A 12,908-nucleotide genomic window follows, 5' to 3' on the forward strand; every position below is an offset into this window, starting at 1 on the left:
AAAGATACGATCTTTAAGCATGGCATTTTATTTGAAGCCATGAACAAAGAACTACAAGCCACTATAAAACATGTCCCTAATCCGACTTCTTATCAGATTGGTCCCCTGGATACTGATTGGTTTTGCTACCTTTTTCCTGTGGCGCAGCTGCAACAATGCTTTCCTTCGTGAAGAAAAACAGCCGGCTGTAGTTGTAAACCACAATACCATCCTGACGAAAGTGGAAGAACTGGGGCGCATGGAGCTGGTGCGCTATAATTTCAAGGATGTGGTGGAGTACCAGAAAGATTACTCCAAGTGGCTGCCTAACTCAAAGGTGGTGCTGATCGTGGCCGGAGAGGCAGTAGGCTGCGTGGACTTTACAAAACTGCGCCCGGAGGATATCCAATTTATAGGCGACTCGGTAGTGCAGGTGGCGCTGCCTGAGCCGGAAGTATGTTACTACAAAGTAGATCACAGCCAGTCCAAAGTCTTCTCGAAAGAAAATACCTATTTTCAGGATGCCGACCTGGTGCAGGAAAGTTACCGCTATGCCGAGCAGAACGTGAAAAAAGCGGCGCTCAACTCCGGTATACTTCGCCAGACGCAGGTGAACGCCGAAAAGGTGCTGAAGCCTATACTTGAGGAGATAACCGGCAAGCGGGTGGTGCTGGTACCGCAACGTCGTATCCAAACTCCGGAGCTGCCGCCGAAACGGTAAATCAGAGGAGAATGCTATGGGTTGAGACTTCGTGCTTTCTGCTTTCTACCAAAGAGCAGGTATAGTAGCGCACCTAGGAGAGGTATAAAAACAATAACGACCAGCCAAATCAGCTTATCTATACCTTTTTCAAAATCGCTGTTCAATAAATCTATCAGCGCCCACAGCCACAGTATTGTCGGAATGCCAAGGAAAAGAAGAATCAATAGCAGTTCTGCTACTCCGATTCCTCCTATAAACAGTAGAATATTCATAGATTAGACTTAGTACCTCAGAAAAGATGAAAAACAATATTTATCGTATCTAATATAAGTATATTCTAATAACAAGAGCTATTTAGACAGGAAATTTATTCCAAACTCTTCAATGCATCCTGCACCAAATCATTTTCATAGCCCTTGCTCATGAGGAAGTAAGCCAGCTTCTGGCGGCGCAGGAAGGGGTTCTTTTCTTTTTCGGTCTGGTTTTTCTTTTCCAGCAGGTGCAGCAGGTTCTGTTCGTATACTTCCGGATCGATCTCTTTCAGACCCTGCTTTACGCAGTAATCGGAAATGCCTTTTGCCTTAAGCCCCTGCATGATCTTGCGGCGGCCCCACTTCTTTAGACCATACTTGCCGCGCACGTACGCCTGCGCATAACGTTCCTCATCTATTAGTTTTTCCTGGCTCAAACGAACGATCGTTTCTTCTATTTCGTCTGGCGTTAGGCCATAACCGTAGAGTTTTTCACGTACTTCCTGCTGGGTGCGCTCCTGATAGGCACAGTACGCGGCCGCCTTTATCAAGGCTTCTTTGGGAGTGTAGTTTTTCTTTTTCTTTTGTTCCAAACCGGTTGTGATGAGTGCTTAAGTATAACAAGCTACGGCAGGTAAGAGTTGCCCTTTTCAAAGGTAGAAGTATAAAATCAGAAAGTATAATGCAGCAGACTGTGGCCACGACGCACAGGCAGCAGGACCGTATGCCACAACCGTAATTTTACAGCGTCCTCTTGTAGTCGCCCGTCAACAATTGTACCTACCTTTGCAGCCTTAACAGGAATGCAAGGTATGTTTTCGAAAGGTGTCAGGTACATGCTGATGGCGACGTTCTTTTTTGCGCTCATGAACGTGTGCGTGAAACTGGTGAGCCATTTGCCCGCAGTGGAGGTGATCTTTTTCAGGTCGGTGGTATCGCTGGCGATGAGCTATGTGGCGATACGGCGGCAGAAGCTCAACATCTGGGGCAATAACCCGAAAACGCTTGCGCTGCGGGGCATTGCCGGTGCCGGTGCGCTCATCCTGTTCTTTATCACGCTGCACAACATGCCACTGGCCACTGCAGTAACCGTGCAGTACCTCTCGCCCATCTTCACCACCATCATGGGCGTGTTTATTGTGAAAGAGCGGGTAAAGCCGTGGCAGTGGGTGTTCTTTGCGCTGTCGTTTGCCGGTGTGCTGGTAGTAGAGGGCGTGGATACGCGGGTGTCGCCGGTATACCTGGGGCTGGGGGTACTGAGTGCGCTGCTCTCGGGGCTGGCCTATAACTTCATCCGGAAGCTCAACACACAGGAGCACCCGCTGGTGATCGTGTTTTACTTTCCGTTCATCACGCTGCCCATCGCCTTGCTATACTCTGCGTTTAACTGGGTGCAACCGCAGGGCTGGGACTGGGCGATCCTGCTGCTGGTAGGCGTACTGACGCAGCTGGCGCAATACTACATGACCATGTCGTACCAGGCCGAAGAGCTCTCAAAGGTGGCCAACCTCAACTACATCGGCATCATCTACGCCCTTGTGTTCGGTTTTATACTTTTCGGCGAGACCTTTGAGGCAGGGGCTTATCTGGGCATGGCGCTGGTACTATTGGGCGTGCTCCTGAACATCCGCTATAAAAACAGGCTCACCAGGCAACAGAAAGCAGAGGCACTTGCAACAGCCGAAGTAACAGGTAAGTAGGCAAAAGCTACTGCAAAGTATAACATTGGGCTGGTGTTTTAGCGTTAGCTTTTTATCTTTAAGATTCTAACTGCTAACCTTATTGCGCATGCGCACGCTCTGGCTTCTGCTTTTTATACTTGCCCTGCCTGTTGTTGCTTCTGCCGGCACCCTGCGCGGCCGTATCACCGACGAGAACGGACAGGGATTGCCTTTTGCCAGCATTTACATCAAAGAAACTGCCAGCGGCACCGCCACCAACGACCAAGGCTACTACCAACTGCAGCTTGCACCGGGTACCTATACCTTAGAATTTAAGTATGTCGGCTATAAAGCGCTGCAGCAAAGTATAACCATTACCGCCGATGAGACCCGTGAGCTGAACGTGCGCCTGGAGCCGGAAGTGCTCAACCTGAAAGAGGTAGTGGTGCGCGCTGCCGACGAAGATCCTGCCTATGCCATCATGCGCAACGCCATCCGGCTGCGCAAATACCACCTAAACGAAGTAAATGCCTGGAGCGCCCGCGTGTACATGAAAGGGGTGTACCGACTCGATAAAATACCCAGCAAGGTATTGGGTATCAAAGTAGTGGATGTGGATACGGGCATTGTGTACTTATCAGAGTCGGTGTCAGAGTTGCGGTTTAAAAAGCCCAATAAGATACACGAGCGCATGATCTCCTCGAAGGTGAGCGGGCAGAAGAAAGGCTTCAGCTTTAATCAGGCTTCGGAGATGAACATCAGCTTTTACGAAAACCTGCTGAAGGTGGAAGGCCTGAGCCAGCGCGGCTTTGTGTCGCCGCTGGCCAACAATGCGCTCTTCTTTTACAAGTATGAGTACCTGGGCACTTTTCAAGAAAACGGTCGTACCATCAACAAGATCAAAGTGATTCCGCGCCGCCGCAACGACCCGGTTTTCCAGGGCAACATTTACATTGTAGATGGCTCCTGGCGCATCCACAGCACCGACCTTCGCTTAACCAAAAACGCCGGAATCGACTTCGTGGATTTTATACGCGTGCGGCAGGTGTATGCGCCTGTGCAGGAGGAAGTATGGATGCCGGTGTCGCAGAAATTTACCTTTGAGGCAGCTGGTTTGGGGTTTAAAGGTGGTGGATACGTAACAGGCGTGTACTCTAAATACCAGGTACAGCCGGCCTACAGCAAACCGCCGGTGTTAGAGGAAAAAGAAGAACCGGTACAAACCACGGTAGCCGCAGCAGAAGCTAAACCGCAGCGCCGCCAGCGACCCCGCCTGATCAAACCTGAAAAGGCCAAGCCACAGGAGCAGCAAACGGTAGCCGATGAAAAGCTTTTCAGCAAGGAGGTATTGGTAGTAGAAGAGGAGGCCAACAAACGCGATTCAGCATATTGGGCCGAGATACGTCCGGTGCCGTTAACCCAGGAAGAAGTGCAGGATTACGAGCAGAAAGACAGTCTCGAAGCCATCAAGGAATCCAGAGTATACAAGGATTCTGTAGACCGGATCCGCAACAAGCCCTCTGTTGGTAACTTCTTTTTAAGAGGCTATACTTACTCCAACACGTACGAGAAGAAAAGCTTTAACATCGATCCGCTACTTGACGTGACCGGGGGTAGCAGTTTTCTGCAATACAATACCGTGGAAGGGCTCGTGACCAACCTACGAATGAGCTACACCAAAACCTTTGAAGACCGCCGCCGCTACGAAATTGAGCCCACCATCCGCTACGGCTTCTCCAACGAAAAACTGAACGCCCGGCTGCAGCTGAACTATACTTACAATCCTGTAAAGCGGAGCAATGTGCAGCTGGAAGGCGGCCGCTTTGTGAGCCAGATCAACACGCTGGACCCGATCTCGCCTTTCGTGAACACGGTGTACACGCTGCTGGTGCACAAAAATTACATGAAGCTGTACCAGCGCGACTATGCCCGCCTGGGCTACCGCACCGAACTGTGGAACGGCGTGAACATCATCACGTCCCTGGATTACTCGCACCGCATGCCGCTGGAGAACACCACCGATTATGCTTTCCGGGAGGGATCCGACTTTACCTCCAACATACCGGTAAACGCGGAACTGGGCGATGCCTCGTTTGAAGAGCACCAGGCACTCACGGCGGCGTTTACCGTAAGTTTCCGCCCCGGCATGCGCTACATCTCGCGCCCGAACCAGAAGATCAACATTGGCTCCCGCTACCCGACCATTTCGCTTGGTGTCCGCACAGGTATAAAAGGCGTGCTGGGCAGCGATGTGCAGTATACCACGGCTGCCCTGCGCATCAGCGACGAGCAAAGCTTTGGCCTGCTGGGCAGCAGCACCTACAGTCTGATGGGCGGCACTTTCTGGAACAAGAAAGGCATGCGCCTGATGGATTACAAGCACTTCAATGGCAACCGCACCGTGTTTGCCGGCACTTACGAGGGTTTTCAATTGCTCGATTATTACCGCTACAGCACCAGCAACAGCTACCTCGAAGGGCATTTCGAGCACCACTTCAACGGCTTTGTGTTTAACAAGATACCGCTGTTCCGCCGCCTGAAGTGGCAGGAGGTGGTGAGCCTGCATTACCTCAACACCAAAGAATCAAATAACTACCTGGAGTTAGGCCTGGGCGTGGAGCACATCTTCAAAGTGATCCGGGTGGATTTCGTCAGCGCTTTCCAATCTAACCAGAAAGTTCAGACTGGTGTGCGTTTTGGGTTAGGGTTCTGATCTAAGTATAGTTTCATTCTTACGCTGTCTTGACTGGATCAACTAAAGTATAAACCCCCCCTTGCCCCTCCAGGGAAGGGAATTCAGCTGTTGCCATACTTGTAAGAATAAATGGTATCTATAGTTGAAGTATAGCTATTGAAGACAGTACGAGCTACAAGCTCGCACCAGCGCAGAAGCAGCACGCTCGCACCAGCAAATCGCTGGCAAAGACTAAAGTATAAATGACCCCATTTTATACTTAATCTCTTGCAGAATTAGACCTTTCTTATTCCAGGCACCACATTGAATCACATACTTGGCTGCTTTACAACCAAATGACTTTATGGTCGTTAAAATTCAGGACACAAAATACGATTGACCATGAAAAGCACAATGAATATACTTAAGACCTCGGTAGCCTTAGCCTTTGTAGCAGCCATCGGGTATGGTTGCGGCGAGCGGCCCGAATCTAATCCAACCGACGATACCAGCACTTCCGAAGCCATCGTAGGTATGGACTCCTCGGCAGCCAACCTGAACAACCCGCGTCCAGCTCCGATTGGAGATACCTCCAAAACAGCCGAGCAGGCCGACCAGTTCGGTGATCTGCCTTCTAACCAGGACTCGGCGGCAAGAGCCCTGCAAAAACTGGACGAGCAACAGCAAAAGAAGCAAAATCCAAAACAATAGCCTTTTATTAGAACATCTCTAAATTGAATATGGCTGATTGATTAGGGTATAAAAAAGCCGCCTTTGCTGCTAAAGCAAAGGCGGCTTTTTTATGGGCGTAGTGCCGCTTACTTCACCACAGTCGTGGTGCCTACCGGAGGAATCACCATCCCTGCAGCACGCTTTTTCCGGCCTTTGAGGTTGATGTTGTAGATGATCACCGAAATAAATATCAGCACATAAGCCAGCACCTTAACCAGCGTAGTATGCTCGTTAAAGTAGATAAAGGCCATCGCAAAGTTCAGGATCGGGTTGATGTACATCAGAATGCCGATGGTGCCCGATGTGAGTTCTTTCAGCGCATACAGGTTCAGGAACAGCGGCAGCACCGTAAACAAAGCGCTCAGGATACCTACCATCGTGAAAAAGTGCGCATCCAGGGCCACAGTGGAGTCACCTTTGAAATAACTGTAGAACGGACCAATCAGCACTATCGAAAGCAGCAGTTGCAGGGTAAGCAGCACAATTTTGTCGTATACTTTCAGGATGCGCTGCGTGATCAGGTAAAATGCGTAGCTCAGGGCAATCAGCAAGCTGAAAAGCAGGCTTGTGATCTCGCCTGTTCCGATCAGAACGCAACTCAATGCACTCAGCCCGATGGCCAGCCATTGGTTAGGCCGCAGTTCTTCCTTCAGCAGGGCAAATCCGAGCACGGCCGTAAGTATAGGGCAGAGCAGGTAAGAGAAAGAGCCGGTCTGTATGTCGATGTGGTTGATGACGTAAATGAAAGCCAGCCAGTTGGTGGTAAGCAGCAGGCCACCCAGCGCAGTGAACAGCAGGAATCGGCGTCTCTCGGCCACTGGCGAATCCTTAACCTGCCGCAATGTTTGCTTCAGTTTGTTGCGCCGGAAAAACAGCGATATAACGAGCAGCAGGCTCACAGAAAGTGCAACCCGGAAGTATAAGATCTGCCCGCTCGGGTAAGCGGCCAGCGCCTTCAACGGAAAAGGTATAAATCCCCAGATCACGAAAGCGGCTATGCCTGCCGTATAGTATGGATTGCTTTTAAGCGTCTTCATAAAGTATAAAAATTGCACAAAGGTAGAGAATTGCTGGTTGTTGATTGTTAATTGGTGGAGGGTTAAATTGTTGATTTAGGTTTACCACTTTTCATCACATTGAACTTCCGCCCTCGCTGCGTGTTTTCACCAGCAAGCACAAAGGCTGCTGAAGTATAAGCGGTTGGTGAGGGCATCAACGAAAGTAGAAATAATGCAGCAAAGCCAGATAGGATCTGATAGCAAAGTATATACCCTCTGTTGCGCCTGCCTTTGCTGCAGATGAGTGATAACAGCTTAGAAGTACAATTAATTTCAGTAAGTCAAAGTATAATCTGTGTCAGGGAAAGCCCCGGTGGTTTAGTATCTTTGTGCCGATAAAGCCTATTGCCATGCTCTTATTTCAGCAACTTGCCGCTATAACCGAAGGCTCGGTGGTGCAGTTTGTTCAGGACCATCCGGTGGTGCACCTGCTCACCGACAGCCGCAAGCTTTCGCAGCCGGTTGGCTCACTCTTTTTTGCTATTCGGGGCAAGTATAACGACGGCCATAAGTACCTAGCACAGCTGTATGCACAGGGTGTAAGGCAATTGGTGGTAGAGCAGGGTGAGCCGGAGGCGCAGAAAGCACTGTACCCGGAGGCGAACATCCTGCTGGTGCACAACAGCCTGGAAGCACTGCAGAAACTGGCGGCCTGGCACCGGTCGCAGTTTCACATACCCGTGATCGGCATTACGGGCAGCAACGGCAAAACCATTGTAAAAGAGTGGCTCTCGCAGCTGCTGAGCCCGGATGAGCAGATCGCTAAAAGCCCACGAAGCTATAACTCGCAGCTGGGCGTGCCGCTTTCGGTATGGCAGCTCAACCAGAATCATACATTAGGGATTTTTGAGGCAGGCATTTCGCAGCCCGGCGAGATGGAGAAGCTCCGGCAGGTGATTCAGCCTACCATAGGCATTTTTACCAACATTGGTAGCGCCCACGACGAAGGCTTCACCTCACGCCAGCAGAAGGTGGAGGAGAAGCTGAAGCTGTTCAAGGAGGTAGAGCTACTGTTCTACTGCTCCGATCATACTTTAGTGCACGAAGCGGTGCAGGCCAGAAACCTCCACACCTTCACCTGGTCGCGCACGCAACCTGCCGACCTTACCATTACGGCTACCACCACAGCAGGCCATAAAACGATTGTCGTTTATACTTACCAGGGCCAGAAGCAGCGGCTGGTAATACCGTTTACAGACGAGGCATCGGTAGAGAACGCCCTGCACTGCCTGGCGGTGCTGCTATACCGCAACCTGCCTTTAGCCGAGATACAGGACCGCCTGGACAAGCTGCAGCCCGTGGCCATGCGCCTGGAGATGAAAGAGGCCATCAACGACTGCTACCTCATCGACGATACCTACAACAACGACCTGGCCGGCCTGGCCATTGCTCTGGATTTGCTGGCGAGCCAACCAAAGCGGGGCGGGCACACGCTCATACTTTCGGATGTGCTGGAGTCGGGCTTGCCCGAGGAGAAGCTGTACGAGCAGGTAGCAGGGCTGGTGCAGGCACACGGCGTGGAGCGGCTGATTGGCATTGGCAAAACCCTGCAGGCGCATGCCGCTAAGTTCGGAAGTATGGGTACTTTTTACCAGAGCACATATGCGTTCCTTGAGCAATTCCGGCCGGGCCAGTTCCACAACGAGGTGATCCTGGTGAAGGGTGCGCGTGTGTTCGAGTTCGAAAAGATCGTGCATGCGTTTCAGCAGAAGGTGCACGGCACGGTGCTGGAGGTGAACCTGGATGCGCTGGTGCATAACCTCAACTACTACCGCAGCAAACTGGCTCCGGATACCAAAATGATGGTGATGGTAAAGGCCCTGGCCTATGGCAGCGGCAGCTTCGAAGTGGCCAACCTGCTGCAGTTCCACAGGGTAGATTACCTGGCCGTTGCCTACGTAGACGAAGGCGTGAGCTTGCGGGAGCACGGCATTACCCTGCCCATCATGGTCATGAACCCCTCGCCCGACAGCTTTGTGAAACTGCGGCACTACAACCTGGAGCCGGAAATTTACTCGCTGGAGATATTGCAGGCCCTGCTGGATTCCGCGCCGGCTACCGATCCGGTTAAAATTCACCTGAAGCTCGACACCGGCATGCACCGCCTGGGCTTTACAGCTGCTGATTTTGATGCACTGTTTATACTGCTGCACCAGAACCCGCAGGTGCAGGTGGCAAGCGCTTTCACCCACCTTGCCGGTGCCGACGAGGCGCTGCACAACGATTTCTCGCTCCTGCAACTGGCTACGTTCCGTAAGCTGGCGGCACAGGTAGAAGAGCGATTGGGTTATAAAGTGATTAAACATGCGCTGAACTCGGCAGGCATTGTGCGTTTCCCGGAGCACCAGCTGGACATGGTGCGGTTGGGGATAGGTTTGTATGGGGTAGAGGCTACCGGCTCGGAGCAGGAGGCTTTGCGTCCGGTCAGCACGCTCAAGACCACCGTATCGCAGGTGAAAAGTATAAAACAAGGCGAGACTGTAGGTTACAGCCGCAAAGGCATTGCCGACACCGATAAAACCATCGCCACCATTGCCATTGGCTACGCCGACGGCTACGACCGCCGTTTCAGCAACGGCGTGGGCGAAGTATGGATCAAGGGCCGCCGGGCGCCTCTTATCGGCAACGTGTGCATGGACATGTGCATGGTAGATGTGACCGGTATGGACGTAAAAGCCGGCGATGAAGTAACCATTTTTGGTCCGCAGCTGACGCTGGTAGAGTTGGCAGGCAGGATCGGCACCATCCCCTATGAGCTGCTCACCAACGTAAGCGCGCGCGTAAAGCGGGTGTTCTTTGCAGAGTAAGTATACCCGCGCCTCTACCATTTAGAAAAGCAGGAGTATAGAATTTTTGGTGCTGAAGATTCTATAATTACCTCATCTTTAAATTTCTAACCCTACCCTCCGTCTAATTGCCCTTTTCTTTTGTTTTAAAGGGGAACACCTTGTAACTTGCAGTTGTTTATAAAGAGTCTAAATAAAAACAGTCAAAGGTGCAAAACAGGGTAGAAGAGCAGCAACGGCAAAAGAGTGTACGCGATCTGAAAAAAGGGGAAAGTGGTGTGATCTGCTGCCTGAAAGATCCGGAAATGGCGCTAAAACTGCTGGAGATGGGATGTATACCAGGCACACCGGTGAAGCTTAACAGCGTAGCTCCGCTAGGCGACCCTATTACTATCATTGTGAACGACTATACGCTTTCCCTACGCCTGAACGAAGCCGAGACTATTTTGCTCAAGCCCTAATTACCTGTATGTCCGTGACTCTCCAGCCTGAAGCTTTACAGGCCGAAAGGCCCGCAACGCAACGATCTGTGGCAAAAATCGCCCTGATCGGCAATCCAAATTCAGGCAAAACTTCCTTATTCAACCAGCTTACCGGCCTTAACCAGAAGGTGGGTAACTTCCCGGGTGTCACGGTTGATAAAAAGACCGGCATCAGCCAGATTACGCCAAACCTGAAGGCGCAGATCATTGACCTGCCGGGTACCTATAGCCTTTATCCGAAGTCGCTCGACGAACGGGTGATCATCGACCTGCTTTACGATCCGCAGTCCAAGCACTACCCTGATCTTGTAATTGTTACCGCAGACGCCTCTAACCTGAAGCGCAACCTGCTGCTGTTCACGCAGCTGGCCGACCTGCAGATTCCGTCGGTGCTGGCACTGAACATGATGGATGTGGCCGAAGCGGAAGGGGTTAAGATCGATATCGATGCCCTGCAGCGTGAGCTAGGGGTGCCGGTTTTCCCGATGAACGCCCGCAAAGGCGTAGGTATAGCCGCCCTGAAGATCGTGATGTCGCAGCAACTGGAGGCTACATCAACCGTTTTCTATACTTTACCGGAAGAGCTGAAGCCGCTGATTGCAAGTATAAAAGCGCGCTTTGACCTGAAGAACGATTACCTGGCCCTGCATTACGCGCACCAGTACAAGAGCCTGAAGTTCCTGACGGAAGAAGAAAGCAACTGGATAGCAGCCCTGCTGGAGGCAGACGAATTCAAGTCCAACGCACAACAGGCTGCTGAAACCATTGCGCGGTACACCCGCATTAACGAGATGTTGCTGGATGTCGTGCGCGTAGAGCGTGTGGACAAAGATGAGAAATTCAGCAACCGCCTCGACCAAGTGCTCACGCACAAAGTGTTTGGTTACGTTATCTTCTTTGGCATCCTGTTCCTGATCTTCCAGGCGATCTTTGCCTGGGCCAGTTACCCGATGGACCTCATCGATCTGGGCATCACGAACCTCAATGGCCTGATCCAGGAGAACTTCAGCGGGCCGCTCGTGAACCTGTTAACCGAAGGCATTATTGCTGGCTTGGGCGGTGTGCTCGTGTTCGTGCCGCAGATCGCTATACTTTTTGCCTTCATCGCCATACTTGAGGAAACAGGCTACATGGCCCGCGTTACTTTTATGATGGACAAGATCATGCGCAAGTTTGGCCTGAATGGTAAAAGCGTGGTGCCGCTGATTTCGGGGGTAGCCTGCGCGGTGCCGGCCGTGATGTCGGCGCGTACCATCGAGAACTGGAAAGACCGCATGATCACAATCTTTGTGACGCCGCTGATGAGCTGCTCTGCTCGGATACCGGTGTACACGGTGCTGATCGCGTTGGTGGTGCCGGAGAAATATTACCTCGGCTTCCTGAACCTGCAGGGCCTGGTGCTGATGGCATTGTACCTGATCGGCTTCCTTGCGGCCATCTTCTCGGCATTGCTACTAAAAGTTATTCTGAAAGCCCGTGAGCGCAGCTACTTTATCATGGAGTTCCCGGTGTACAAAATGCCGCGCTGGAAGAACGTAGGCCTTACGATTCTGGAGAAATCCAAAACGTTTGTATTTGAGGCCGGTAAAGTGATCGTAGCTATTTCGGTTATACTTTGGGTGCTGGCCTCTTACGGTCCGGGTAACAGCTTTGAAGTAGCCGAGCAGCAGGTGCTGCAGCAGGCACAGGTAAAAGGCTGGACACCGGAAGAAACCGAGAACCACGTTGCTTCTGCGCAACTCGAGTCCTCTTACGCCGGCATTGTAGGCCATGTGATTGAGCCAGTTATCCGACCACTTGGCTACGACTGGAAGATCGGTATTGCCCTGCTTACCTCTTTTGCTGCACGCGAAGTGTTTGTGGGTACCATGTCAACGATCTATAGTATAGGGGAAGAAGAGAACGTAAGCACGATCAAGAGTAAGCTCCTTTCTGAAAAAGACGAAAACGGACAGCCGTTCTTTAATCCGGCCCGCTCGTTCTCGCTGATGATTTTTTACCTGTTTGCGATGCAGTGTGTGAGTACGCTGGCCATTGTGCGCCGCGAAACCAAGAGCTGGACCTGGCCTCTGGCGCAGCTCCTGTACATGAGCGGTCTGGCTTATGTAATGGCCTTTATCACTTATCACCTGTTTAGCTAATCTCTTTATACTTCCCGGTTCAGGCCCGCATTTTCCTGAACCAGGAAGTATATACTTCAAGCTTCTTTGTTGCGCCACCTGCGTTGCCCAAAGTATGCACGAAGTATAATTTATAGTGCCATGCCTTATTGGTCACTTCCTGCCTGTGCTGCCTCTAGGGCTAATCAACTCTTACTTTATAGCTTTTTGTATTCGCCTGAACTGTAGTGGCTGCCTGGTAGTCGCTTAAGGGAGCAAGTATGCTTGCCAATTCTACTATATTGGAGTGTTGACCAATCTCTCTTAAATTCCTCAATTATCCTTTCGCTAACAAAAAGTATAGCTTCAAACATAAAAAAGGTGCGTTTATAAGATTTTCAACAAGCGTTTGAAATTTTATAATGAAATTGATTGAGGCTTAAGCTGTTAATGTATAACTATAGTTATATTTAATCGGTATAT

At 51.1% G+C, this 12,908-nt stretch carries 10 protein-coding genes; 7 read left to right on the forward strand and 3 right to left on the reverse strand.

Annotated features, from left to right (window positions below):
• Positions 1-70: 70 nt before the first annotated feature.
• Positions 71-700, forward strand: a complete 630-nt coding sequence (locus tag MJ611_RS19165; protein WP_250432063.1) for a DUF4230 domain-containing protein — start codon at positions 71-73, stop codon at positions 698-700.
• A 14-nt stretch (positions 701-714) separates the two neighbouring features.
• On the opposite strand, the gene MJ611_RS19170 is transcribed toward MJ611_RS19165, so the two are convergent.
• Together MJ611_RS19170 and MJ611_RS19175 are read right to left on the reverse strand one after the other, a co-directional pair.
• Complete coding sequence (locus tag MJ611_RS19170; protein WP_250432064.1) at positions 715-954, reverse strand: PLDc N-terminal domain-containing protein; 240 nt, start codon at positions 952-954, stop codon at positions 715-717.
• A gap of 95 nt (positions 955-1,049) precedes the next feature.
• Positions 1,050-1,526 (reverse strand): regulatory protein RecX, encoded by a 477-nt coding sequence (locus MJ611_RS19175; RefSeq protein ID WP_250432065.1) that lies wholly within the window; start codon positions 1,524-1,526, stop codon positions 1,050-1,052.
• Between the two features lie 219 nt (positions 1,527-1,745).
• On the opposite strand from MJ611_RS19175, the gene MJ611_RS19180 reads away from it, so the two are divergent.
• The 3 genes from MJ611_RS19180 to MJ611_RS19190 all read left to right on the forward strand — a co-directional run bounded on the left by MJ611_RS19180 (position 1,746) and on the right by MJ611_RS19190 (position 5,979).
• Positions 1,746-2,633 carry a DMT family transporter gene (locus MJ611_RS19180; RefSeq protein ID WP_250432066.1) on the forward strand — a complete coding sequence of 296 codons (888 nt, stop codon included), beginning with the start codon at positions 1,746-1,748 and terminating at the stop codon, positions 2,631-2,633.
• Positions 2,634-2,721: 88 nt separating this feature from the next.
• A complete protein-coding gene (locus MJ611_RS19185; RefSeq protein ID WP_250432067.1) occupies positions 2,722-5,307 on the forward strand; it encodes a DUF5686 and carboxypeptidase regulatory-like domain-containing protein in 2,586 nt (861 codons plus the stop codon).
• Between the two features lie 363 nt (positions 5,308-5,670).
• A complete protein-coding gene (locus MJ611_RS19190; RefSeq protein ID WP_250432068.1) occupies positions 5,671-5,979 on the forward strand; it encodes a hypothetical protein in 309 nt (102 codons plus the stop codon).
• Between the two features lie 107 nt (positions 5,980-6,086).
• Here MJ611_RS19190 and MJ611_RS19195 read toward each other — a convergent pair whose 3' ends face one another.
• Positions 6,087-7,037, reverse strand: coding sequence for an EamA family transporter (locus MJ611_RS19195; protein ID WP_250432069.1), 951 nt, complete (start codon positions 7,035-7,037; stop codon positions 6,087-6,089).
• A 371-nt stretch (positions 7,038-7,408) separates the two neighbouring features.
• Between MJ611_RS19195 and MJ611_RS19200 the strand changes: the two genes are divergently transcribed.
• The 3 genes from MJ611_RS19200 (at position 7,409) to feoB (ending at position 12,467) form a co-directional block, all read left to right on the forward strand.
• Complete coding sequence (locus MJ611_RS19200; protein ID WP_250432070.1) at positions 7,409-9,865, forward strand: bifunctional UDP-N-acetylmuramoyl-tripeptide:D-alanyl-D-alanine ligase/alanine racemase; 2,457 nt, start codon at positions 7,409-7,411, stop codon at positions 9,863-9,865.
• A gap of 188 nt (positions 9,866-10,053) precedes the next feature.
• The gene (locus MJ611_RS19205) at positions 10,054-10,305 is read left to right on the forward strand and encodes a FeoA family protein (protein ID WP_250432071.1); all 252 of its coding nucleotides are present in this window, start codon (positions 10,054-10,056) and stop codon (positions 10,303-10,305) included.
• An 8-nt stretch (positions 10,306-10,313) separates the two neighbouring features.
• On the forward strand, positions 10,314-12,467 hold the full coding sequence (gene feoB, locus MJ611_RS19210; protein WP_250432072.1) for a ferrous iron transport protein B: 2,154 nt from the start codon (positions 10,314-10,316) through the stop codon (positions 12,465-12,467).
• The last annotated feature ends 441 nt before the right edge of the window (positions 12,468-12,908 follow it).

Origin of the sequence: Pontibacter ruber (genome assembly GCF_023630205.1) — a bacterium.
GTDB lineage: Bacteria > Bacteroidota > Bacteroidia > Cytophagales > Hymenobacteraceae > Pontibacter > Pontibacter ruber.